19 protein-coding genes are annotated in these 21,647 nt (G+C 65.4%); 5 read left to right on the top strand and 14 right to left on the bottom strand.

Annotated elements, in window-relative coordinates; genetic code table 11:
* Positions 1 to 64: 64 nt before the first annotated feature.
* From ACQR0Z_RS32015 to ACQR0Z_RS32005, 3 genes are read left to right on the top strand one after another with little or no spacing between them, the layout of a single operon-like run.
* Complete coding sequence (locus ACQR0Z_RS32015) at positions 65 to 721, top strand: toxin-activating lysine-acyltransferase (RefSeq protein WP_434921304.1); 657 nt, start codon at positions 65 to 67, stop codon at positions 719 to 721.
* Positions 714 to 2,519, top strand: coding sequence for a type I secretion system permease/ATPase (locus ACQR0Z_RS32010; protein ID WP_434921303.1), 1,806 nt, complete (start codon positions 714 to 716; stop codon positions 2,517 to 2,519). Before ACQR0Z_RS32015 ends, ACQR0Z_RS32010 begins: the two co-directional genes overlap by 8 nt.
* Positions 2,516 to 3,832: an HlyD family type I secretion periplasmic adaptor subunit gene (locus ACQR0Z_RS32005; RefSeq protein WP_434857684.1), complete on the top strand. Its 1,317-nt coding sequence runs from the start codon at positions 2,516 to 2,518 to the stop codon at positions 3,830 to 3,832. Before ACQR0Z_RS32010 ends, ACQR0Z_RS32005 begins: the two co-directional genes overlap by 4 nt.
* Positions 3,833 to 4,403: 571 nt before the next feature.
* Here ACQR0Z_RS32005 and ACQR0Z_RS32000 read toward each other — a convergent pair.
* From ACQR0Z_RS32000 to ACQR0Z_RS31960, 9 genes are all read right to left on the bottom strand, one after another.
* On the bottom strand, positions 4,404 to 5,216 hold the full coding sequence (locus tag ACQR0Z_RS32000) for a c-type cytochrome (protein WP_434876749.1): 813 nt from the start codon (positions 5,214 to 5,216) through the stop codon (positions 4,404 to 4,406).
* Entirely contained in the window at positions 5,213 to 6,838 is a 1,626-nt protein-coding gene (locus tag ACQR0Z_RS31995; protein WP_434876748.1) for a b(o/a)3-type cytochrome-c oxidase subunit 1, read from the bottom strand. Before ACQR0Z_RS31995 ends, ACQR0Z_RS32000 begins: the two co-directional genes overlap by 4 nt.
* Positions 6,825 to 7,388 (bottom strand): cytochrome C oxidase subunit II, encoded by a 564-nt coding sequence (locus ACQR0Z_RS31990; RefSeq protein WP_434921302.1) that lies wholly within the window; start codon positions 7,386 to 7,388, stop codon positions 6,825 to 6,827. The genes ACQR0Z_RS31995 and ACQR0Z_RS31990 overlap by 14 nt, the downstream gene beginning before the upstream one ends.
* Complete coding sequence (locus tag ACQR0Z_RS31985) at positions 7,385 to 7,561, bottom strand: hypothetical protein (RefSeq protein WP_434857688.1); 177 nt, start codon at positions 7,559 to 7,561, stop codon at positions 7,385 to 7,387. Before ACQR0Z_RS31985 ends, ACQR0Z_RS31990 begins: the two co-directional genes overlap by 4 nt.
* A gap of 8 nt (positions 7,562 to 7,569) precedes the next feature.
* Positions 7,570 to 8,826: a c-type cytochrome gene (locus tag ACQR0Z_RS31980; protein WP_434876746.1), complete on the bottom strand. Its 1,257-nt coding sequence runs from the start codon at positions 8,824 to 8,826 to the stop codon at positions 7,570 to 7,572.
* Positions 8,827 to 8,837: 11 nt separating this feature from the next.
* Positions 8,838 to 9,518 (bottom strand): c-type cytochrome, encoded by a 681-nt coding sequence (locus ACQR0Z_RS31975; RefSeq protein WP_434857811.1) that lies wholly within the window; start codon positions 9,516 to 9,518, stop codon positions 8,838 to 8,840.
* 228 nt (positions 9,519 to 9,746) lie between these two features.
* Positions 9,747 to 10,094 carry a hypothetical protein gene (locus tag ACQR0Z_RS31970; RefSeq protein WP_434921301.1) on the bottom strand — a complete coding sequence of 116 codons (348 nt, stop codon included), beginning with the start codon at positions 10,092 to 10,094 and terminating at the stop codon, positions 9,747 to 9,749.
* Between the two features lie 23 nt (positions 10,095 to 10,117).
* Positions 10,118 to 10,672 (bottom strand): PepSY domain-containing protein, encoded by a 555-nt coding sequence (locus ACQR0Z_RS31965; RefSeq protein WP_434857691.1) that lies wholly within the window; start codon positions 10,670 to 10,672, stop codon positions 10,118 to 10,120.
* Positions 10,673 to 10,941: 269 nt separating this feature from the next.
* Entirely contained in the window at positions 10,942 to 11,973 is a 1,032-nt protein-coding gene (locus tag ACQR0Z_RS31960; protein ID WP_434921300.1) for a helix-turn-helix domain-containing protein, read from the bottom strand.
* A gap of 512 nt (positions 11,974 to 12,485) precedes the next feature.
* Here ACQR0Z_RS31960 and ACQR0Z_RS31955 point away from each other — a divergent pair.
* Positions 12,486 to 13,529: an AraC family transcriptional regulator gene (locus ACQR0Z_RS31955; RefSeq protein ID WP_434921299.1), complete on the top strand. Its 1,044-nt coding sequence runs from the start codon at positions 12,486 to 12,488 to the stop codon at positions 13,527 to 13,529.
* 139 nt (positions 13,530 to 13,668) lie between these two features.
* Here ACQR0Z_RS31955 and ACQR0Z_RS31950 read toward each other — a convergent pair whose 3' ends face one another.
* From ACQR0Z_RS31950 to ACQR0Z_RS31935, 4 genes are all read right to left on the bottom strand, one after another.
* Positions 13,669 to 14,637 (bottom strand): HlyD family secretion protein, encoded by a 969-nt coding sequence (locus ACQR0Z_RS31950; protein WP_434921298.1) that lies wholly within the window; start codon positions 14,635 to 14,637, stop codon positions 13,669 to 13,671.
* Complete coding sequence (locus ACQR0Z_RS31945) at positions 14,634 to 16,946, bottom strand: ABC transporter permease (protein ID WP_434921297.1); 2,313 nt, start codon at positions 16,944 to 16,946, stop codon at positions 14,634 to 14,636. Before ACQR0Z_RS31945 ends, ACQR0Z_RS31950 begins: the two co-directional genes overlap by 4 nt.
* On the bottom strand, positions 16,946 to 18,007 hold the full coding sequence (locus ACQR0Z_RS31940; RefSeq protein ID WP_434921296.1) for an HlyD family secretion protein: 1,062 nt from the start codon (positions 18,005 to 18,007) through the stop codon (positions 16,946 to 16,948). Before ACQR0Z_RS31940 ends, ACQR0Z_RS31945 begins: the two co-directional genes overlap by 1 nt.
* A 313-nt stretch (positions 18,008 to 18,320) precedes the next feature.
* Positions 18,321 to 19,226 carry a ribonuclease Z gene (locus ACQR0Z_RS31935; protein ID WP_434921295.1) on the bottom strand — a complete coding sequence of 302 codons (906 nt, stop codon included), beginning with the start codon at positions 19,224 to 19,226 and terminating at the stop codon, positions 18,321 to 18,323.
* 177 nt (positions 19,227 to 19,403) lie between these two features.
* On the opposite strand from ACQR0Z_RS31935, the gene dinB reads away from it, so the two are divergent.
* Positions 19,404 to 20,510 (top strand): DNA polymerase IV, encoded by a 1,107-nt coding sequence (gene dinB / locus ACQR0Z_RS31930; protein ID WP_434921294.1) that lies wholly within the window; start codon positions 19,404 to 19,406, stop codon positions 20,508 to 20,510.
* 40 nt (positions 20,511 to 20,550) lie between these two features.
* On the opposite strand, the gene ACQR0Z_RS31925 is transcribed toward dinB, so the two are convergent.
* Positions 20,551 to 21,543, bottom strand: a complete 993-nt coding sequence (locus tag ACQR0Z_RS31925) for a LysR substrate-binding domain-containing protein (RefSeq protein ID WP_434921293.1) — start codon at positions 21,541 to 21,543, stop codon at positions 20,551 to 20,553.
* Between the last annotated feature and the right edge of the window lie 104 nt (positions 21,544 to 21,647).

Below are 21,647 nucleotides of genomic sequence, written 5' to 3'. Positions count from 1 at the left end.
TCCGCCGATCGCCCTCCTGCGCGACGAGGGACGTGGCAAAACTCATGGAAGAGGAGAGATCGCAATGTTGTTCGGCAAAAGGAGCAGCGGCGACGACGCGGCCGCCCGTCCCACCAGCGCGGAGCGGATCAATGGAGCCTCCGTGACCGAGCCTGCATCCGTGGCCGCGCACGAAGGCAAGCCACCGCCCGTCCATGCGGCGTTGCCCCCCGAGGAGATCAGGAAGCGGATGATCGCGTCCAAACAGATGGGTACGGCCTTCGGCGAGATCGTCACGCTTCTCATGCGCTCTCCGCGAGACAAGCATCAATCGCTGGCTGACCTCGAATGGCTGGTGGTGCCGGCGATCGTGCGCGGGCAGTACGCGCTCGCCGATGCCCAGTCGAAGGATACGGGGGCCACCGCTCCCGTCGCAGCCGTCCTGTGGGCGCTCGTCTCCGAGGAGGTCGATCAGCGCCTGTCAGATCTTTCGACACCGCTGCGCCTGAAACCGGACGAATGGCGAGCGGGGAACGTTCCCTGGATCATCCACGCAGCCGGAGACGCGAAGGTGCTCGCCGGCCTGATCCAGAGGCTACCCAAAGCCGCGTTCGAGGGCCGCCAGCCCAAGATGCGGATGCGCGGAACTGACGGCAAGCTGTCCGTTGGCCATCTCGAGGTGAAGCAAACGGCGGCAGGCGCACCGCAGCCGCCCCCGGCGCGGAAAATGGTCGATGCATGACCGTCGTGCGGCAGGCATGTTCGGCGGGCCGCTGCAACAGGCGCTTGCCCGCTGCAGCCCGATCTTTGCTGGCGTTGCGCTGTTCTCGGGCGCGATCAATCTGCTCGCACTGACCGGCTCGCTCTACATGCTCCAGGTCTATGACCGCGTTCTGCCGTCGCGGAGCGTGCCGACCCTCGTGGGCCTGTCGCTGCTGATGGCCGGGCTCTATCTGGGCAACGGCTACCTCGACTTCATCCGCGGACGCGTGATGAGCCGGGTCGGCGTCAGGATTGACGACGCGCTGAGAGAGCGGGTGTTTGCCCTCGTCCAGCTGCTGCCGCTGAGATCACGGCCGTCCGGCGACGGACTGCAGCCGGTGCGCGACCTCGATCAGATCCGTTCGTATCTCTCCGGTCTCGGGCCGACCGCGCTGTTCGATCTTCCCTGGATCCCGATCTATCTCGCCGTGATCTTCCTGCTTCATCCCCTCCTCGGCCTGTTCAGTGTCGCGGGCGGGCTCGTCCTGGTGGCGCTGACCTTCGTCACGGAAATGAGGAGCAAGGGACCGTTGAAGGCCGCCGCACATTCGGCCTCGCGCCGACTCGCCTTCGGCGAGGCCGCGCGGCGCAACTCGGAGGTCGTGCGGGCGATGGGCCTCGGGCAGCGTCTTTCGCACCGCTGGAACGAGTTGAATGCCGTCCATATCGCCGATCAGCTGCAAGCGTCCGACGCAATCGGCGGCATCTCGTCCGTCTCGAAAGTGTTCAGGCTGCTCCTGCAATCCGGGATGCTGGGCCTCGGAGCCTATCTGGTCATCATCGGCGGCCTCTCCGCCGGCTCGATCATCGCGGCCTCCATCATCATGTCTCGATCGCTGGCCCCGATCGAGACATCGATCGCGCATTGGCGCGGGTTCGTATCCGCGCGCCAGAGCTACCGGCGGCTATCGGAGCTCTTCATGGCGCTGCCATCCGAGCCGATCGCGAGCCTCCAATTGACGGCGCCCAGATCCTCGCTGACCGTCGAAAATCTCTCGGTCGCACCGCCCGGCGCGGCCAGGCCCGTTCTCCTCAACGTGGGCTTTGCGCTCAGCGCCGGCGAGGCGCTTGGGATCATCGGACCGAGCGCCTCGGGGAAGTCGAGCCTCGCGCGGGCCTTGGTCGGAGTCTGGCAGCCGCTGAGATCGAGCGGCAGCGGTGTCGGCGGCTGCGTGCGCCTCGACGGGGCGGCGCTCGACCAGTGGGCGCCTGCGCAGCTCGGACGGCACATCGGATATCTGCCTCAGTCGATCGAGCTCTTCGAAGGGACCGTGGCGGAGAACATCTGTCGTTTCGATGAGGCCGCAACGAGCGAACGGATCATTGCAGCCGCACGCGCCGCCGGCGTCCATGAACTCATCGTGCATCTTCCGGCGGGCTACGAGACCGAGGTCGGCGAAGGCGGCTGTGCACTATCGGCCGGCCAGCGTCAGAGAGTAGCCCTGGCGCGGGCGCTCTACGGCGACCCATTCCTCATCGTTCTCGACGAGCCCAACGCGAATCTCGACCACGCAGGGGATGTCGCGCTCACGCATGCCATACGCTCGGTGCGTGAGCGCGGCGGCATCGTCGTCGTGATCGCCCACCGGCCCTCGGCTCTCGCGGGGATCGACAAGGTGCTGGCCCTGATCGACGGGCGTGTCCAGGCCTTCGGTGCCAAGGAGGAGATCCTGCGGCGGATGCTGCAGCCTGCGTCGCCTGCTGCTCAACGCACGGCGGCCGCCGGAGCCGCCAATCTCAAGGTCGTCAACGACGTCACAGCGGAGGCCGCTTCATGAAGCCGCGCGAACGGCTCACGATCAGCGCCAACGGCCGGGTGCAAGGCTACATGCTGTCGGGCCTTGCCGCCCTGTTCCTGCTCTTCGGCGGGATCGGCGTGTGGGCGGCAAGCACCGACATCGCCGGCGCAGTGATCGCCTCGGGCCTCGTCGTGGTCGATAGCAGCGTGAAGAAGGTTCAGCATCCGACCGGCGGCGTCGTCGGCGACATCAAGGTGCGGGACGGCGCAAAGGTGAAGGAGGGAGAGCTCCTTCTTCGCCTCGATGAGACCGTGACGCGTGCAAACCTCGAGACGGTCACCAAGCAGCTCGACGAACTCATGGTGCGCGAAGCACGATTGAAGGCGGAGCGGGATGGTCTCGCCGAGGTCAGGCTGGCTGCGGCATTGGAGGCGCGCAAAGGTGAGCCTGCCATTGCCGAGCTGAGCAGTGCGGAACGAAGCCTGTTCGCGAGTCGTCGCGACTCGCGCGAAGGCCAGAAATCCCAGCTCAGGGAACGCGTGATCCAGCTCAATGAGGAGTTTCGGGGAGTCACGGGCCAGATCACCGCGAAGGCCAAGGAAATCGCGCTGATCGGCAAGGAGCTCGAAAGCCTGGCCGGCCTCGAAGTGCAGAAGCTCGTGACCAGCGCAAAGATGCTCGCGCTTCGGCGCGACGCCGCGCGTCTCGAGGGGGAATACGCGCAGTTGAAGGCCTCGGCCGCGCAGACCAAGGGCAAGGTGGCCGAGATCGAGCTGCAAATTCTGCGGATCGACCAGGATTTCAAGTCACAGGTGCTCCAGGAGCTGACCGAGAACCAGTCCAGGCAGGCCGGCCTTGTCGAGCGCCGCATCGCCGCAGAGGATCAGTTGAAGCGGATCGACATCCGCGCGCCTCAATCCGGCATCGTCCACCAGCTCAGTGTGCACACGGTCGGAGGGGTCATCAATGCCGGCGAGCCGGTGATGCTGATCGTGCCGGAAGGCGACAAGCTCGTCATCGAGGCCAAGGTCGCGCCGCACGACATCGATCAGGTTCTGCAAAGCCAGCAGGCCTTGGTCCGCTTCGCCGCCTTCAACCAGCGCCGAACGCCGGAGCTCGAAGGCCTCGTGCATTCGGTGGCGGCCGACCTCAGCAAGGACGAGCGGTCGGGCGAGCCGTACTTCACGGTGCGCGTCGAGATTCCCGAGTTCGAACTCGCCCGCCTCGACGGCAAGAAACTCGTCCCGGGCATGCCCGCGGAGATTCACATCCGCACTGGTGACCGCACGGCGCTGTCCTACCTCATCAAGCCGCTCGAGGACCAGCTTTCCAAGGCATTCCGAGAGAGATGATCCAGGCTGCCGCTGCGTGTCGCGCGCCGTCTGGGAGTTTCTGGTGCGGCAACGGCTGCATCACCATCTCCTCGCCTGTGTTGGTGCTGAACCAGACCGACCGCCACGTTCACGTGGTGTTTGCGCTCCGAGTTGCCTTGTGGCCCATGCCGGCACTGCCGAAAGTCCCGATCGAGGATTGCTTGCGCATCGACCTCACGTCTCCTCTCTTCTGATCCGGCTTGCCGCGGCATGGCATCGGCCTCGTCCGCCCCTGGGAAAGCCGACACGTTCCCGCTCAACGCCGAGCCGCTTGGAAACACGACGTTGGCGATCGCTGCGTCACGGCGATTTTCAGCAATATTCGAGCGGCTTCAAGTCATCCGGTGGCGCCATGTGCACACCCTCTCCGTCGTGGCCCAACGCATTTCTCCGGCGTCCCGGCCCCATCGCGCACCCGCGTGGCAAACGCCGCCCGAATGGACGTCAGCTTTTGGAAGCTCAGGTCCCGAAAGGGGAAAGATGTCAACGGGCCATTTCTTCGCCTGATGACGCAAAGGAATGGACGGTCAATGTAGCGCGGCGGGCCGGCCTATTCGGCCACATTCACCGCTTCGACCGGCTGCGAGGCGTAGTAGGCCGCGGCCTCGTCGATCTCCTCGGAGGTCATCGCCCGCGCGATGTTGCGCATCTGGGAGCTGATGTCGTTGCGGCGCTGACCGGACGCGAAGGCCTCGAGCTGGGCTTTCAGATAGACCGCCGACTGCCCTTCGAGCCACGGGCTGCCGGTCTTGTTGTCGAGGCTCCCGTGGCATGCACCGCAGGGTGCGATGCCGCGGGTCGGCGCGCCATAGACCACGATGCGCGTCGGCTGGCGCTGCGGCTCCGGGTGATAGGCCGGCAATCGCGGCAGATAGGCATAGTAGGCTGCGAGATCGACGATGTCCTGGTCGGACAGATGGGCCGCGAATGGCGACATCACCGCATTCACCCGCGCGCCGGAGCGGAAGTCCTCGAGCTGCTTGTAGATCACCGCGCCATATTGGCCCGCCAGATTGGGGAAATCAGCGCGGCTGATCCCGGTCGGGCCGTGGCACATGGCGCAACGCTGCGCCAGGGTTGCGCCGCGGCCGATCGATTGCGGGCTTGGCTTGGCCAGCGTCGCCGCGGTCAGCACCACCTTGGAGGTCGGCGCGGCCGGCTTGGCCGAGCCGGCCACTGTGTCCCGCGGCAGTCCGGCGGCGCGGCAGATCACGTCCCACAGGCCGGCGAATTCGAACTCGCGCTGCGCATAAGGCAGCACGATGAAGCCGACCAGCACCGTCAGCACCAGCAGCCCCAGCGTCAGCCCGACGCTGATCCTGACATGGCGATCGCGCAGCGACAGCACCTCACGCTCCGTCATCGCTGCGCTCCCACATAGACCGCAGGCACGGCCGTATCCGACCGGACCGCAAGGTTGAGGATCGGAACGCCATAATTGGTGATGGTCAGCACGATCATCAGCGCGATCCACAGCCCGTGGCTGTTGAGCACCACCGGAAGCCGCGTCGGCGGATGCAGCGCCCGGCTGAAGCGATAGGCGCCGGCATCCTGTTTCGGCGTCATCTGGCCCCGCGCGAGGATCACCAGGAACAATGCGCCGGAGACCAGGATGATGAGGGCCCCAATCACCGAGATGATCACCGACAGCGCTTCCGGCGCCAGGGCGGGATGGCTGAACTCGAAATAGGCCATGCGGCGGGGCATGCCGAGGATCCCGACATAGTGCCAGGGGAACGTCGTCACCACCATGCCGGCGGTCCAAAGCCAGAGCTGAAGCCGCATCAGCCCGACATCGGCCAGCGCGCGCCCCGTCAGATGCGGCCAGAGATCATAGGCGATCGCGAAATACATGATGACGATGGCGCCGCCGAAGATGAGATGGAAGTGGCCGGTGATCCACTGCGTGTTGTGGATGGAGGCATCGAGCTGGTAGCTCATATTGATGATGCCGCCGGCGCCGCCGAAACCGAGCATGACGAAGGAAAAGGCGACCGCCAGCATCACCGGATTGTCCCAGGGCAGCGCCCTCACCCAGCCGAACAGGCCGCGGCCGCCGCGCAGCCGCGCCGCGATCTCGACCGAGGCGCAGATCGTAAACACCGTGAGAAGAGTCGGCAGCGCCACCAGCGCAGTGAAGGCAGAATGGATGAACTTGAAGCCGGCGCCCACCATCGGATCCGCGAACACATGATGGACGCCGATCGGCATCGCGACCACCAGGAACAGGATGAAGGATATCCGTGCCATGGTGTCGCTGTAGAGCAGTCCGCCGATGGCGCGCGGCACGATGGTGTAATAGGCGATGTAGCTCGGGATCAGCCAGAAATAGACGATCGCATGCAGGGTCCAGGAGAAGAAGACGCGCGAGAGCCCGGCGTCGATCGTCGACTTGAATCCGAGCGCCACCGGAATGATCTGCAACAGCAGTTCGAGCGCGGCCCCCACCGCCGTCCAGGCCCAGAGCGAGGCGCCGGCAACATTGGCGAACATCGCCAGCGGCACCGGCGCGCCCGGATTGGCCTTCTTCCAGACCCGCAGGTTGATCGCCATCAGCGCGACCCAGATCCAGGAGCCGACCACGATCAGCACGAGGCCGATGTAGTAAAGCGGACTGCCGATCAGCGGCGGATAGAAGGTGTAGAGCACCGAGGCGCGGCCGAGCGAAACCGGAACCATCGCTATGACCGATCCCGCGGCCACCAGGCCGAATCCCGCCCACGCCCAGCGCGCGCCGACCAGGCGCTGCGACAGCGCTGATTCACTGATCGCATAGCCGAAGCCCATCGCCACCAGCGTCGGAAACACATAGGCCATGACGGTGCCATGCGCGGTCAGCGAGCGGTAGTACCATTCGGGGTTGGACAGCCAGGTGTGCAGCGGACTGCGGATGAACATCTGCCAGGCGCCGAGCAGCAGCGCCAGCGAGAACACCCCGAATGCCAGCCAGAAATGAGCGAGGATGAGCTTCCTATTCGCCAACACAGCTGAGCCTCCCCCCGCCCTTTGCACGCTCGGCAAACGCGGCCTTGTCGATCACCCTCACCTTGCCCCACATGCCCTCATGGCCGAAGCTGCAGAATTCCTGGCACGGCATCAGGTAATCGCCGGTCCTGGTGAAGCGCATGGGCTGCTCCGAGACGTAGCCGGGCACGAGCATGGTGTTGACGTTGGTGCCCTGGACCAGGATGCCGTGCACGACGTCGGCGCTGGTGGCGCGCAACGTGATCGGCGTGTCCGTCGGCACCAGGATGCAGGCCGGCGTGAAGGAATATTGCTGGCCGATCGCGCGCACGGTCACCACGCCATCGGCGCCGAGCTCTGTGCCGAGATTGGACTCGACGAACTCGCCGGCGAGATGCAGCCGCGCCGGATCGATGGTCTGGAGCTGGGCCTGCGGCATGGTCGCCCGATGCAGGCCGGCGCCGGCGGCGAGCCCCGTCATCACGACGATGATGACGACCGAGATCATCGCCCAATTGCGCTCGGTGCGCGCAGCGATCGCAGCCACGTCGCCCCTTTCCTCGACGCTCATTGCAGGGCTCCCCGGGGTAGAAAGACGAACAGATAAAACGCAAGCCAGAGCGCGACGACGATTGCGGTCGCGATGCCGGCGATGGTCAGCGCGCCATGCGGCCCCCTGGCAACGACGAGCGCGACCGCCTTCTCATCTGGGCCGTCTCGCTCGGAAGAGTCGGTGTTCAGCATGGTGCCTCTCAGTCGAGCGGTGCGGAGCGCAGCTCGTTGGCTTCGCGAGCGCTCACGGGCGTGCCGCGATTGCCCCAGGAGGTGCGGATATAGCTCACGACCGCCGCGATCTCGTTGTCGGACAAAAGGCCTGCGAAGGGCGGCATGCCGTACGGCCTGGGATTGCCCTTTGTCCCCGGCGGATAGCCGCCATTGAGCACCATACGGATCGGATTGACCGCGGATGCCATGTTGATCGACTGGTTGTTGGCCAGCGGCGGCCAGTGCGGCGGCCTGCCCTCGCCGTTCGTGCCGTGGCAGCTGGCGCAGCGCGCGTCGTAAACGGTCTTGCCGAGGCTGATCAGCAGGCTGCTCTCGGTTCCCGGCAGGCTCGACACCGGCGGCGCCTTCGGCGACGGCTCGGCGATGCCCTTCAGATAGACCGCCATCGCGCGTGCATCGTCGTCGCTGAGATATTGCAGGCTGTTGTGCACGACCTCGGCCATGGGGCCGAACACGACGCCGCGGTTGGAGACGCCGGTCTGGAGCAGATCAGTGATATCCTTGATGCTCCAATCCCCGAGCCCCGCCTCGCGGTTGGACGTCAGCGACGGCGCGTACCAGTTCTGCATCGGGATCAGGCCGCCCTTGAACGCGTCCGATTGCGAGCTACCGCCGAGCGCATTGATCGGCGAATGGCACATGCCGCAATGGCCGAGTCCCTCGACGAGATAGGCGCCGCGATTCCACTCGGCCGATTTGGACGGATCGTTCTTGAACTCGCCCTCGCGGAAGAACAGCGTGCGCCAGCCCAGGATCAGTTCGCGATTGTCGTAGGGAAAGCGCAGTTCGTGGTTGCGGTTCTTCTGGTTCACGGCCGGGATCGACCTGAGATAGGCGAAGATCGCATCACTGTCGCCGCGGGTCACCTTGGTGTAGGAGGCGAACGGCATCGCCGGATACAGCAGGCCGCCATCGGGAAAGCGCCCGGTATGCATGGTCTTGTAGAAGTCGTCGGCGCTCCACCGGCCGATGCCCGTCGCCGGATCCGGCGTGATGTTGGAGGTGTAGAGCGCGCCGAACGGGGTTTTCATGGCACGGCCGCCAGCGAAGGGCCGTCCCTCCGGGGCGGTGTGGCAGGCGATGCAGTCCCCGGCCCGCGCCAGATATTCGCCGCGCGCGATGATGTCGCTGCCGGCCGCATCGCTGCCGGGTTGCGCATGCAGGATCGGCGTCGCAACCAGAAGACCCGCGACGATGGAGAACAGACGGAGCGTCCCTTGCATGACCCTGCCCCTCAATTCGGCGCGCTGCCGCAGGCGAACGGCAAGGCGTAGCTGCCCTTCGGCGCGGGCGCTGCGTTCTCCGATGCCGGCAGGGTCGCGAGATAGGCCGCGACCGCCGTCACGTCGGTCTCGGTCAGCTTTGCCGCCACCCGCTGCATGCAGTCCGGCGACTTCGCCGTCCGCGTGCCGTAGCGCCAGGCGCCGAGCTGGGCGCTGACATAGTTGGGCCGCAAGCCGAGCAGCCCCGGAATGCCCGGCTCCATGCCGGTCAGATCCGGACCGTGACAGCTCGCACAGGCCGGGACTTGCGCGGCCGCATCGCCGCCGGTCACCAGCGCCTCGCCGCGGCTGAGGATCTCCGCGCTCACAGCGGTCGGGGCGGGTTGCGGCAGCGGCGGACGCTGGCTGGCAAAATAATCCGCCATGTCCTGCAGATAATCGTTCGGCAGAAACTCCAGCAAATAGTTCATCGGCGGATACTTCCGGCGGCCGCTGCGGAAGGCGAGCAACTGGTTGTGGAGATAGCCCGCCGGCTTGCCGGCGAGGCGCGGGAAATAGACGTCGTTGGTGCCCTCGCCCCGGTTGCCATGACAGGGCGTGCAGGCCTCGACGCGCGCCGCCATCGTGTCGGGCGGTTGAGCCGCCGTCTGCGCGGTGGCGGACGGCAAAAGCCCCCCCAGCAACACAGCCATGGCGGCCGTCAGCCAGCTCAGCGCAAGGAACGCCGTCGACGATTGCCTTCTGCGGGGCGCCGCCGGGCAAGCCGAGTTGTGATGCTTCTCGTCAGACATCGGATCAACGCTCTCTGTGCCAGTTCTGTCGGGAGAGACACCCGTCCGCGGCGCGGTGGCGAACTGCGCACTACACGTGCTGTGCTCGCCGCGTCTTGCACGCCCTCGCCGTGATTTGACTGATCTTGCTCAGCGGCCGCCCTGGACGGCGGGGCTCGCGCCAAGTTCGTCCGGTCGCGTCGCCGGAAACACCACCCTGCGGCACGCAACGCTCAGCTCCGGCTTCTTCCTCCTGAGGCAGGCCTCGATGGCGGTCGGGTCGGGGATGAAATAACTGCACAGGCGGAAGACATCGGGGGTGCAGGCCTCCCGTTCCTCCGCCGTTCCCTGCGCACTCAGCGGCGTTGCCCATCCGATCAGCACGCCGCAGATCGCCACGAAGGCGGCCGCACAGGTCCATCTCGCGCGCCAGCCCGGGCCGGCCGACACACCTTTGCGCGGGGCAATACGCCGTTCGATTGTCAGTGCATCCGTCATGTCTCGATCACCTTCCGGGCCGATCATCGTTTCACACCGGCCGCCACCGGCGGCTCGAGCAGAACCTGCTTCAGATCACTGCCGGCAACACACACGATCACGAATTGCAGGCGGCCCTGCTCCACCATCAGGCCGGCGCTGATCGCCCGTCCATTCGTGCTTCGTTCGGCCACCACGATCGCGTCCGGCAGGTCCTGCCGCACCGCGCGCAGCCGGACGAGCAGCTCGCGATCGTGCGTCTCCAGATCGGGGATCGCGGACAGCACCTCGGTCTTGATCGTGGCGCCGGTCCGGGCATCGATGGTGGTCTCCCACAGGCGGTTTCCCCTCACCATCCGCACCTGATAGATCGGCACGCCGGTCTCGCCGTCGAAACTCGCGTCGACCGCGCGGGAGCCGCTATGACGCTCGCGCGCGATCCCGAGCGCATCGCGCAGCGAGATCGATGCCGTTTTGAACCGGCGGATTTCGGCTTCGGTCGCCTCCTGCTCGGAGGGCTCCGCGCGCGGCGCAGGCTCGCCGGCCGCGGCTGTGGGATGGTCACGCCCGACATCGGCCCTCGCCGCAGGCGGCAACAACAGGCTTATCACCGCAAGGCTTGAGATCAGCAGTCTGCGCGAGCCGGCGGTGGCTCGGCTTCTGACGCTCTGGTGGGTGGGTGCAATGTATCTTTGAGGTCCGGGTGGCATTTGAACGGCTCGTCTTCAATCTTCGTCGTGTTGGCAATCTGGGTGATGAGGAATGGTCGTGACTGGGCCATGCGCGACGAGAGGCGACCTCCGGAAGGCTCGGTCCCTCGAAGGTGCCCTGTTGCGCAGTGGTTACGCGACGAATGGAGGCGTGATGACTAGGATGGCAGTCGCTTGCGTGCGTGCTCTCGCGAATACGCACCCGGCGTATGTCCGGTGTAGTGCTTGAAGCGGCGCGTGAAATGGCTCTGATCGGCAAAACCGACCGTCTGCGCCACCTCGGCGAGCGACATCTCGGCGCGCCGGATCAGGTCCTTGGCCCGCTCGATCCGCGTCCGTTCGAGGTAAGCGATGGGCGACAGGCCGAAATGCTTCTTGAAGATGCGGCTGAGATGGAAGCGGCTGATGCCCGACGCATCGGCGAGCTCAGCCAGGGTGATCTTGATATCGAGCGGCTGCCGCATGAACTCCAGAGCGCGGCGGATCGCCGCCACGTTGCTCGCGGCGGAGCGTCCCTCCCGTTCCATCGAAGTGCCGAAGCTTCGGAGAAGATGCGTCGACAGCACTGTCGCGACCGACTCCATCAGAAGATCCTGCGCCGGATGCGCCGGTCGCAGAAGCTCGGCAGACATGATGGCCCCGAGGCGATCTACGACACAGTCCTGCGCGCGGAAGACATTGGCCAGTTCGGGCCGCGCATAGACGCCGCTCCTGCCCAATTCTTCGGCAACCTCCCTGAGGCGTTCGAGCGACAGACCGATGCGCAAATGAGCCGGCAAGCGGCCGCGAAACGTCGTTTCATGACCCGCGGGCACAATCGACAGGTCTCCAGGCCTGCACGCGCTTTCGAAGCGTTGGCCGAGACGCTGCTGAAGGACGTAGGACGAATGCTCCCGCGCGACCAGGACGACATGATGATCACGCGGCGGCATCGGCTCAGTACCGCCGGCGTGAAACGCACCGTATTCGTCCAGCCAGATTCCGTCCCAGCACCGCCCTTCGCTCGTCGCCACGCGGGGGCGGTCACCAAGCTCGCGCCGCACCAGATTGATGCCGCTGCCCCCATCATCCTCGCGTCGATAATCCATGAGCATTTTCGCGGACTTCCAAGGTTCGTCGAATTCGTTGATCTCCGCGCGATTATCTCTGGCTGACTTTTGTTGTGAAGGCTCGTAGCGGACAGTTGGCATACCCGACCGGTCAGATCCGCCTCGACCAGAGATGAGTTTTCTCCTGACACGGCCAACTCAGTCTGCCCCGCTCGACGATCCCCACGCAAACGGCGGGCCAAGCGTTAGGATGGGACTTTTCCCATCAGGGGACCCGCGATCGTACAGCTCTCGTCAACTAATTGCCGACGATGCAACTAACCAGTCGTCCCAACATGATCGGCCGGCGCTCCCAGCGTGGCTGATGGCGATCTCGGTCGTCAGCCACTGTCGCAATTGGTGGCGAGCCGTCCGGCATCTGCCCAAAACAACAGCTTCCGTCGATCCCGATTGTCACATGTTACCATCTTGATTGTCGCCCGGCACGCCACTAAGAACAATTCGGGCCGCGGGGGCTTTGCCGGCTCCTTGGCAAATTATGCCCAGGGGACAGCGCGTCGTCGCGCGGGCAACCGATTCAGTTGGAGAGGCCAATATCATTGCAGCAGCCGGGCACGTCTTCGCGTCGAAACGGATCAATAGGACCGGGCGCGATGGAAGCGCCGGCCGTCGGGCTCCATGAGCGGCTATACACTCCTACCAAGCTGGCCTCCGTCTACGACGCGTTGGTGAAAGAAGGTCACTCACCGTCGGACGCCTTGAAGGGTATCGGCCTCAGACCAGAAGACGTTCATTCGCCGGACACGCGGATCTCGCTGAGTCAGCTGATGACCGCCTACCGGAACGCCATCAGGTTGTCGGCCGACCCGCATATTGCCTATCGTATCGGCGAGACCATCCACATATCGGCCTATGGCATGTATGGCTATGCCATCCTCTGCAGCCCGGACTTCCGGACGGCCGTGGATGTGACGATCCGCTACCACGTGCTCGCGACGCCGCTCGCCTCGGTCGGGCTGACGGAGAAGGATGGCCTGGCCACCTGGATCTTCGAACCCAACGCCCATACGGTCGATGACTCCCCGCTTTATCGCTTCGTGATGGAGAAGCAGATGGGAGTCCACATCTCGGTGATGCGGGACATCATGGGCACGGCTTTTGTTCCGGAAGCGATCCATCTGACATACGCCAAGGCGACTGATTTCGGGATCAACCCGGGTGACGTCGGCTGCGAGGTGCGCTTTTCGCAGACCGCCAACCGGATGATCTTCAAGAGCGAATGGCTGGACTCCAAGGCGGTACTCGGCAACCGGACGACGTTCTCGCACATGGTCGACATGTGCAACAATTTGCTCGCCGATCTCACGGTACGCGCAGGCGTGGCCGGCCAGATCCGCGAGATCCTGCTGCGCGACATCGCCAATCCTCCCTCGTTCGAGGCCGTTGCGCGTCGGCTCGGAACGAATGAGCGGTCGCTGCGCCGCGCGCTCGAGAAACAAGGACTGTCGTTCCGGGCTCTCCGGGACGAACTGAGAGGCCGCTTGGCGCTCGAATATCTGCGCGGCACCGCCCTCACCAACGACGACATCGCGGTGGCCTTGGGGTTCAGCGATGCCGCGGCATTCCGGCGCGCCTTCCAGCGCTGGACCAACAAGACGCCGAGCGAGATCAGGAACGAGCAACCAAGGGCGAAGTGATCGGCGCGCGCCGGCCGTGCCACCATCGGACGCGATCGGCTACCACAGCGGTTGCCCGCAAGCCAATTCGGCCTGAAACCTTGCTGCAACCGTGGATCGATGCGCAAGGACGATTCGCGCGAATGTCGGGAGGTCGGCGTCATCGTTCGATCCACACCGTCATTCCGGGCTCCAGGTCGGCCCTGTCGCTTGAAGGATCGACGCGCAGCCTGAGGGTGTTTCGGTCATGATCGCCGACGACCCTGCGGGCCTGCCATGTCGCGAACGCGCCAAGCCGGCGGATTTCGGTGACGGATCCGGTGACGATCTCACGGCTTCCTGCACGGCCGACCCTGACACCGCGCCCGACCGCAAGTCCTTCGAGATGATCCTCGCGCACGTTGAAGGACAGCCATGTCCTGCCGCTCGCTTCGAGCGTCAGAACGGGTTGCCCCGCTCGCACGTTCTCGCCCACTTCCGCAACGACGACGCTGACGATGCCGTCCGCCGGCGCGCGCAGCACGGTCTTGTCCAGCTTGCGCGCGAGCACCTCCACCGCCGCCGACGCGGCCTGGACCTGAGCCTCCGCAATCGCGCGCTCCTGGGGCGTCGGCCCGGCCACCGCCGCATCGTAAAGAGCCTGCGCTTGAGCGACATCCATCAGGGCGGTGTCGGCGTCGTGTTGCGCCTGATCGAGCGCCTGCAGCGATTCGACGTTCTGGCGTGTCAGCGAGCTCGTCCGCGCCAGTTGCATCTGCATGAAGTCGAGCCGGGCATTGGCCTTCAAAATTCCGCTTCTCAAGGAATCGACCTGCTCGCGCCGCACGCCTGCGAAGACATGGTTTCGGTTCGCGATCGCCGCCGCCAATGCGGCACGGGCCTGGTCGATCTGTGCCGTGAGCTCCACCGCGGACAATGTCGCCAACACATCGCCGGCATGGACGCGCATGCCTTTGCGGACCTCCATCGAGGCCAACTGGCCGCCGATCTCCGGGGCGAGGCCGATCTCGGTCGCACGAACGACACCCACGATGGGCGGCACCGGCTCGTCAGCCGCCGTTTGGTAGATCACGAGGCCGGCGGCGATGACAGCGACAAGGGCAGCGGTGAGGACGTATTTGACCTTCATTGTGCCAGTCTCTTCCTGGTCAGGCCTGCGGCAAGTGCGAAATACAAAATTGCCAGGCACCACAAGCCGAGCCAACTGGATGCGACGTCCCAAAGATTCGCACCGAGCTGATTGATGCGGACCAGGCCGTCGATCGCGAAATCAGCCGGAAAGAACCGACCGAAGGCGAGTGCGATGTCGGGTATTGCCTCGCGCGGCCATGCGAAGCCGGTCATGAAGAACAGCGGCAAGCTCGTCGCCAACAGCAGGAGCGTGGCATTCTCGGGCCGCGTGATCAGCGTACCGATCGCCTGTCCCAGAAAGCTGGTCGCAAGCACGAACAGCGACGCGAGAGCGAACAGCTGCGGCAGCTGCCCGAGGGTCGAGAAACCATAGACGTGCGGAAGCACGATCAGATAGAGCGCAAGCGAGGGCAGGCAGAGGGTCAGGTGCGCACAGCCGCGGCCCGCCACCCCGGCCAAGACGTTGCCGCCATGACTCAACGCCTCGCGCGTCAGCATCGCGGCGCCGATCAGAAGGGTCTGCTGCAGGATGAGTATGAAGACGGCGGGCACGATATAGCTGGCATAGCCGCCGACCGGGTTGAAGATCGGCTGCAACAGCACATCGGCGGGGCTGGTCGCGGCGAGCTTCGCCTTGACGAGACTGCCTTCGGACCGGCCGCCTTTCGACACGAGCTCGGACGTCAAGCTGCCGATGGCGGTCGCCACACCGCTCGCGGTCGACCGGAAGATGAAGAGATAAGTCGCATCCGCATAGACGGGAATGTGGACATTGAGCCCCTTGAGGAGATCACGCTCCGTGCCCGGCGGCACCTCGACGGCCGCGAAGGCCAGTCCGCGATCGATGACGTCGCGAGCCTCTGCGAGGGTTCGAGGCCGCGCCACCACGTGCAACGCGCCGCTTGCGTCCAGCGTCTCGGCCAGCCGGCGGCTGACGTCGCTCATGTCGTTGTCGACGACGGCAATCGGCAGCTTGCGAAGGATCTGGTTGAGATAGGGCTGCGGGTAGTAGAGGCCATAGATGATCGGCGCGAGGATGATGACCATGAAGGCGCTGCGGTTGCCGAGCACGCGGCGCCACTCCGCCAGAAAGGCGCCGCCGACGCCGGAAGTGCGCATGTCGTCCTTGGTTGGCTCGCCGGCATCATCGGGGGCGGCCGGGAGGCTCCGGATTACGCGCCGCATCAGCAACAGAGCCAGCGTGGCGTAGAGCGCCGTCAGGCCGGCGAGCATGGCAAACGAGGCGGCGGCCTCCGCCACCGGGAGACCGCGCGCGGCCTGGCCCAGCAGCACCGACATGTACCAGCGCAACGGCAGCACCACGCTCAGGCCCTGCGCAAACATGTTCATGCCGCTGATCGGGAAACCGACGCCGGCATAACCGAAGGCGGGCGAGACCAGCAGGCCCGTCAGGCCCAGGCCGGTCGCCAGGTCACGCGCCAGCAATTGCAGAAGCGCACCAAGCGAGAGATAGGAGACGATCAGAAGGATGCCCGAGGCCACCATCAACGGCACATCGCCCCTGAAGGGAATCTCCAGCACGCCTTCCAGCAAGAGCGGCACCGCGAACATCATCACCGCGAACAGGCCGAGCAGCGGCGCCAGCTTCCCGGCCAGGGCCACGAGCGGATTTCCTCCCGCGCACGCGATCCATTCCCGCGCATTTCGCCGGCGGAATTCGGAGCCGACCGAGTAGCCGCCGGCCACGGCGACGATGACGTGGATGACCATCGGCAGCAAGGTCCGCAGCAGGAACTGGGCGTAGTTCTTCTGCGGATTGACCAGCGTGATGGTCTCGCTGACCAGTGTCCCCATCGCGGTCGGCTGTGGCGCGGCGCGCCCCGCGGGAGCGGCCGCGGCGGCCGCCGCCGACAAGCTGTCACTAATTCCTGCGGAAGCGATGCCCGCCGCCGTCAGGAATTGCTGGTCGTAGAAGCCGACCACCTGCGGCCGCCGCTGGGCCTTCAGGTCGCGTTCGAAATTGGGCGGGATATACACCGCGGAGATCGACTTGCCGGACCTCAGATCCTCCACCGCGTCCGACAAGGACGCAGAGCGGCCGACGATGCGCAGACTTGGCGATGCCGCGATATATTCGGTGAGTGCATCCGATGCATCCGACCTGTCTTCATCGACGACGGTGACGCCGAGCCCGCGAATGACCGACTGGCTGAACACGGTCGTGAGAACCAGGAACGCAAACAGAGGGACGCCGAAGATCAGGATCAGGGCGACGCGATCATGAATCAGCCATCGGCACTCGCGCCGGGCGACGCGCAGGAAGCCGGACGCGGATGACGTTGCCATCAGCGCGACCGCCAATCCAGATAGGCGCTCATGCCCGGCCGCAGCTCGGGGACCGGCTGCACCGGATAGGCGCGGACCGAGAACGTCCTGAGATCGAAGTCACCGGTGGCCCGCGTCGCGCGCCAGCTCACATATTCTCCCTTCGACGCGATCAGCTTGACGGCCACCGTGACCTTGCGGTCCCCGAGCGCGGGGATCCGCACATCGAAGCGGTCGCCGACCTTCACCTCTTTCATGAGATCTTCGCGGAGATCGAAATGAATCCAGAGATCGTCGAGATTGATCAGCGACATCAGCGGCACGCCGGGGGCAACATATTCGCCAGGCTCGACGTTGCGCTGATAGACCTGCGAGGCGATCGGCGCCTGGACGACGAGCTGGTCGATGATCGACTGGACAGCCTTGATATCCGCCTCGGCCTTCTCCACGTTCGCCTTGGCGATGTCGCGCTCTTCCTTGGTATAGCCGTTGACGGCCTGTTCGTAGGCGGACTGGGCCTGGTCCACGGCCCGCTCGCTCTCATGAAGAGAGTCGGTTGCCTGGTCGAGACGGGCCTGTGGCGCATTGCCCTGCTCCGTCAGCGTGTGGACGCGATCGAACGTCTTCTGCGCGAGAACCCTGTTGGCCTGCGCCCGCGACAGCTCGGCCTTCCGCGCCGCGACGGTTTCCGGCCGCGTCCCCGCCATGACGTTGGCGAGCTGGGCTTCCGCGACGGCCTTGCCCGCTTTCATCTGATCGCGCTTGGCGACCGTCTCCGGATTGTCGATGCTGACCAGAACGGCTCCGGCGGCGACGTTCTCGCCGCGCGCGACCGGCACGTCCTTCACCCGGCCGTCGACGCGCGCCGCGATATCGAACCGCGTGGCGTCGACCTCGCCCTGAACGAGCAGCGGCTGCGGCTTCAATAGGTAGAACACGGAAAGGCCTGCCACGGCCGCCGCGATCAGCACCACGATGGCAAAGGGGACCGCCGTCGCGCCGCCGCGTAGCGCGCGGTTTCCGGGAGCGGAGGGCTGCCGCGCTTCCACGCTGGCCGTGTTTTCCATGTACGACTCTGTCATCGGGACGATCGCTCGGTCCGCGCCTTCGCAACTGAAAGGGTGAGCGCTTCCGGCGAGCCGGCGTGGCGTACGGAGCGATCGGGTCGGTGAGATGTTTTTCTACAAGCGCAGGATAGGCCGCCTCGCTGCTTGCGATATTGCGCGTCATTGCGCTGAGTTGAACGAAATTGCTCGGCGACAGGTTCGTACACCCGAACTCGGCGACATTCTCGAGCAGGACACCATCGGGATCGGGCTGCCGATCCCAGCGCTCCTCCACGGCCCTGCTCGCGGACTCCCGCGGCGAATCGGCCGGGTCGCCGGCGCGCCACGGCTAAACGATGATGCGATCGAGGTCGCTGGCGATACGGCTGGCTGGAAAGATCGCCTTGGCTTCGCCGAGAATCTCTTCGTCGCCATAGCGGCCGGAAATGTGGTTCAGCACGAGCTGGCCGACATTGGCGCGCGCGGCAAGCATGGCGGCCTCGGCCGCCGTGAGATGGCCATAGTCGCGCGCCGTGGCGGTGTCGCGCGCGAGGAAGGTCGCCTCGATCACCAGCAAGTCCGCGTCGCGGACGTGCTCATCTAGTCCATCGGTCGTTTCGGTATCGCCGACGATCACGAGCTTCTTGCCGCCGGCCGGCGGCCCAAGGACATCCTCGGGCTGGATCGTGCGGCCGTCATCCAGTGTGACCGTCTGTCCCTCCGCCAAATTCTTTCGGATCGGCCCGTCAGGAACGGCAAGGGCGGTCAGACGGTCGGACCGCAAATGGCGGCGCGGCGGTCTCGTGAACGCAAATCCGAAACTGTCGGTGTCGCGATGCCGGACCGGGAAGCAGTCGATCGTGAACTCGCCCGTGTCGAGAACCTCTCCGTGCGCGAGCGGAACGAACTGCAGCGAAATCGGCGCACGGCCCTCGCCCCAAAATCCGGCGAGCATCCGGATCACGACGTCGAGCGTACCGGCGCTCGCATGAACATGCATGATGTCGTCACTCCTGCGCAGCCGCAGGGTGGAGAACAGCCCGGGAAGGCCGAGGATGTGGTCGAAATGACCGTGCGTGAGCAGGATGCGGTCCAGCCGCCGGAAACCTGCGCCGCTGCGCAGCAGCTGGCGTTGAGTCCCCTCGCCGCAATCGACGAGCAGGCGCTGCCCGCCGGCCTGAATCAGGAGACCCGGATGGTTGCGGTCCTCAGAAGGGACGCTGGCTGAGGTTCCAAGGAATGTCAGCTCGAACATGCGGTGTCAGGCCTGATCAGGATGCAGCACGTCAGCCAGCGTTCTCGTGTCAATCACCCGGTCCTCCTCGGTCTCGCGCGCGTTGTCGCTGCCGAACCGCGCCCGTGTCAAACAGGCATTGTTTACGATGTCCCCTGATCGGCAGACTTTGTCGCCAAGCTCTGATAAATGACGATCATGCCAAGCTCCGGTCCGGACCCGGATGCCGCGCCGACGGTCATCCGCAAAATCATCCACATCGACATGGATGCATTCTATGCGTCGGTCGAGCAGCGCGACAATCCCGAGCTGCGCGGCAAGCCCGTTGCCGTCGGCGGGTCGCGCGAGCGTGGCGTGGTGGCGGCCGCGAGCTATGAGGCGCGCAAGTTCGGCGTGCGCTCGGCGATGCCCTCAGTGACCGCAAAGCGCCTGTGCCCGGACCTGATCTTCGTCAAGCCGCGCTTCGAGATCTACAAGGCGATCAGCCAGCAGATCCGCGCCATCTTCGCCGAGCACACGCCGGTGATCGAGCCGCTGTCGCTCGACGAGGCCTATCTCGACGTCACCGAAAATCTGCACGGCATTCCGCTGGCGCGCGACATCGCGCTGCAGATCCGAGCGAGGATCAAGGCGGAGACGGACCTCAATGCCTCGGCCGGCATCTCCTACAACAAGTTCCTGGCGAAGCTCGCGTCCGACCATCGCAAGCCCAATGGGCAGTACGTGATCTCCCCGGAGATGGGGGCAGCTTTCGTGGCGGACTTGCCGGTCGGTAAGTTTCACGGCATCGGCCCAGCCACCGCGGCGAAGTTCAACGGGCTCGGCATCCATACCGGCCTCGACATCCGCAACCAGACCCTGCCCTTCCTGCAGCAGCATTTCGGCAAGGCCGGCGCCTATTACTATTGGATCTCGCGCGGGGTCGATCATCGCCCGGTGAGAGCCAATCGAATCCGCAAATCGGTCGGCGCCGAAAACACCTTTGCCGTCGACCTGACCGAGTTCGAACCGATGGCCGCTGAACTGCAGCCGCTGATCGACAAGGTCTGGCGCTACTGCGAAGCGACCGGCAACAGAGGCCGCACGGTCACGCTGAAGATCAAGTTCGCCGACTTCGAGATCATCACGCGCAGCAGGTCGGCCATCACGGCGGTCTCCAGTCGCTGCGAACTCGAACGTTTGTCCCTGGCGCTGCTGCAAGGCGAGATGCCCCTGCCTAAGCCGGTTCGGCTCCTCGGAATCTCCTTGTCATCGCTGCAGGAGACCAGCGACAGCGTCGAGACGCAGCTGGCGATGCCGATCTGATCCGGGTGACGAGACCCGTCCCGCGTTGCCTACGCCAGGCTCAACGCTTTCTGCCGCTCTGCCGAGACATCGCCGCATCCGGCTCCGACCCGGTCTGCAAGGCGCGCGCGCCGTTCCACTTGCCCTTCGCGACGAGGTTGAGCAGCACCGTGCGGCAGAGCGCATGCACGCTGGAGACGGCGTGGCTGAGCGGCCGGTCGACGGGATGCGCCAGATGCACCGAGCGCTTGATCTCGGGCTGCGTGATCGGCCACGCCAGCAGGCGTTCGCTCTGCACGTCGCGGGCAATCGAATTATAGGGCAGCACCGAATAGCCGATGCCCTCCTCCACGAGGCCCTTGATGTTCGCATAGGAGTCGACCTCGATCACCGGATCAAGCGACAGGCCGCGCGCGGACGCCTCGCGCTCCAGCAGCATGCGCAGGCCGTGGTCCGCGCTCGGCAGGATCAGCGGCAGCTGCGTCACATCGGCATAGGCCACGGCGCCCGAGGCCGGCGGCTTGACGCCTGACGGCGGCTTCATCGGACCGAGCAGCCAGAGCTCCTCGGTGATCACCTCCGACGAGTTCAGCGCGCTGTCGCTGACCGGCTGATAGAGCACGGCGAGATCGATGCGGCCCTCGCGGATCCACTCAGTGACGAAGCCGCTCATCGCCTCGGCGACGCACAGCTTGATCTTGGGAAAGCGCTTGCGCACCTCGATGATCAGCGGCACCGACAGGATCTGGCTGATCGTGCCGGGCAGCCCGAGCCGCACCTCGCCGGACGGCTCCGCCTCCTGGCCCTTGATCTCATGCCGCGCGATCGAGAGCTGATCGATCACGATGCGCGCGTGGCGGATCAGGATCTCGCCGGCCTCGGTGGCGACCACGCCCTGCGGGCTGCGAAACAGCAGCGCCGAGCCGAGCTCCGCCTCCATGTTGCGGACATGCAGGCTGAGCGCCGGCTGCGCGACGTTCAGGGTCTCGGCCGCCTTGGAAAAGGAGCCCTGCTCGACGATCGCAATGAAATAGCGAAGCTGCCGCAGGTCCATTTCCGTCCCAACATTCCTGTATGTCTGCCATAACTTTTCGCTATGTCCAGCATACACACGATCAAGGAACGCTATAGATCAGCGGCATCAGGAGGCTGTCAAGC

Source organism: Bradyrhizobium sp. HKCCYLS3077, assembly GCF_051167555.1.
Taxonomy (GTDB): domain Bacteria; phylum Pseudomonadota; class Alphaproteobacteria; order Rhizobiales; family Xanthobacteraceae; genus Bradyrhizobium.
This window is presented reverse-complemented; position numbering and strand designations above follow the sequence as displayed.

What these genes read in the sequence shown, in the direction of transcription:
- ACQR0Z_RS31935 (WP_434921295.1), bottom strand. Translation starts at nt 19,226, where the DNA reads ATGTTCGAGCTGACATTCCTTGGAACCTCAGCCAGCGTCCCTTCTGAG.
- ACQR0Z_RS31955 (WP_434921299.1), top strand. Translation starts at nt 12,486, where the DNA reads ATGGAAGCGCCGGCCGTCGGGCTCCATGAGCGGCTATACACTCCTACC.
- ACQR0Z_RS31945 (WP_434921297.1), bottom strand. Translation starts at nt 16,946, where the DNA reads ATGGCAACGTCATCCGCGTCCGGCTTCCTGCGCGTCGCCCGGCGCGAG.
- ACQR0Z_RS31985 (WP_434857688.1), bottom strand. Translation starts at nt 7,561, where the DNA reads ATGCTGAACACCGACTCTTCCGAGCGAGACGGCCCAGATGAGAAGGCG.
- ACQR0Z_RS31970 (WP_434921301.1), bottom strand. Translation starts at nt 10,094, where the DNA reads ATGACGGATGCACTGACAATCGAACGGCGTATTGCCCCGCGCAAAGGT.
- ACQR0Z_RS31960 (WP_434921300.1), bottom strand. Translation starts at nt 11,973, where the DNA reads ATGCCAACTGTCCGCTACGAGCCTTCACAACAAAAGTCAGCCAGAGAT.
- ACQR0Z_RS32010 (WP_434921303.1), top strand. Translation starts at nt 714, where the DNA reads ATGCATGACCGTCGTGCGGCAGGCATGTTCGGCGGGCCGCTGCAACAG.
- ACQR0Z_RS31980 (WP_434876746.1), bottom strand. Translation starts at nt 8,826, where the DNA reads ATGCAAGGGACGCTCCGTCTGTTCTCCATCGTCGCGGGTCTTCTGGTT.
- ACQR0Z_RS32015 (WP_434921304.1), top strand. Translation starts at nt 65, where the DNA reads ATGTTGTTCGGCAAAAGGAGCAGCGGCGACGACGCGGCCGCCCGTCCC.
- ACQR0Z_RS31925 (WP_434921293.1), bottom strand. Translation starts at nt 21,543, where the DNA reads ATGGACCTGCGGCAGCTTCGCTATTTCATTGCGATCGTCGAGCAGGGC.
- ACQR0Z_RS32000 (WP_434876749.1), bottom strand. Translation starts at nt 5,216, where the DNA reads ATGACGGAGCGTGAGGTGCTGTCGCTGCGCGATCGCCATGTCAGGATC.
- ACQR0Z_RS31950 (WP_434921298.1), bottom strand. Translation starts at nt 14,637, where the DNA reads ATGAAGGTCAAATACGTCCTCACCGCTGCCCTTGTCGCTGTCATCGCC.
- ACQR0Z_RS31990 (WP_434921302.1), bottom strand. Translation starts at nt 7,388, where the DNA reads ATGAGCGTCGAGGAAAGGGGCGACGTGGCTGCGATCGCTGCGCGCACC.
- dinB (WP_434921294.1), top strand. Translation starts at nt 19,404, where the DNA reads ATGCCAAGCTCCGGTCCGGACCCGGATGCCGCGCCGACGGTCATCCGC.
- ACQR0Z_RS32005 (WP_434857684.1), top strand. Translation starts at nt 2,516, where the DNA reads ATGAAGCCGCGCGAACGGCTCACGATCAGCGCCAACGGCCGGGTGCAA.
- ACQR0Z_RS31975 (WP_434857811.1), bottom strand. Translation starts at nt 9,518, where the DNA reads ATGGCTGTGTTGCTGGGGGGGCTTTTGCCGTCCGCCACCGCGCAGACG.
- ACQR0Z_RS31940 (WP_434921296.1), bottom strand. Translation starts at nt 18,007, where the DNA reads ATGACAGAGTCGTACATGGAAAACACGGCCAGCGTGGAAGCGCGGCAG.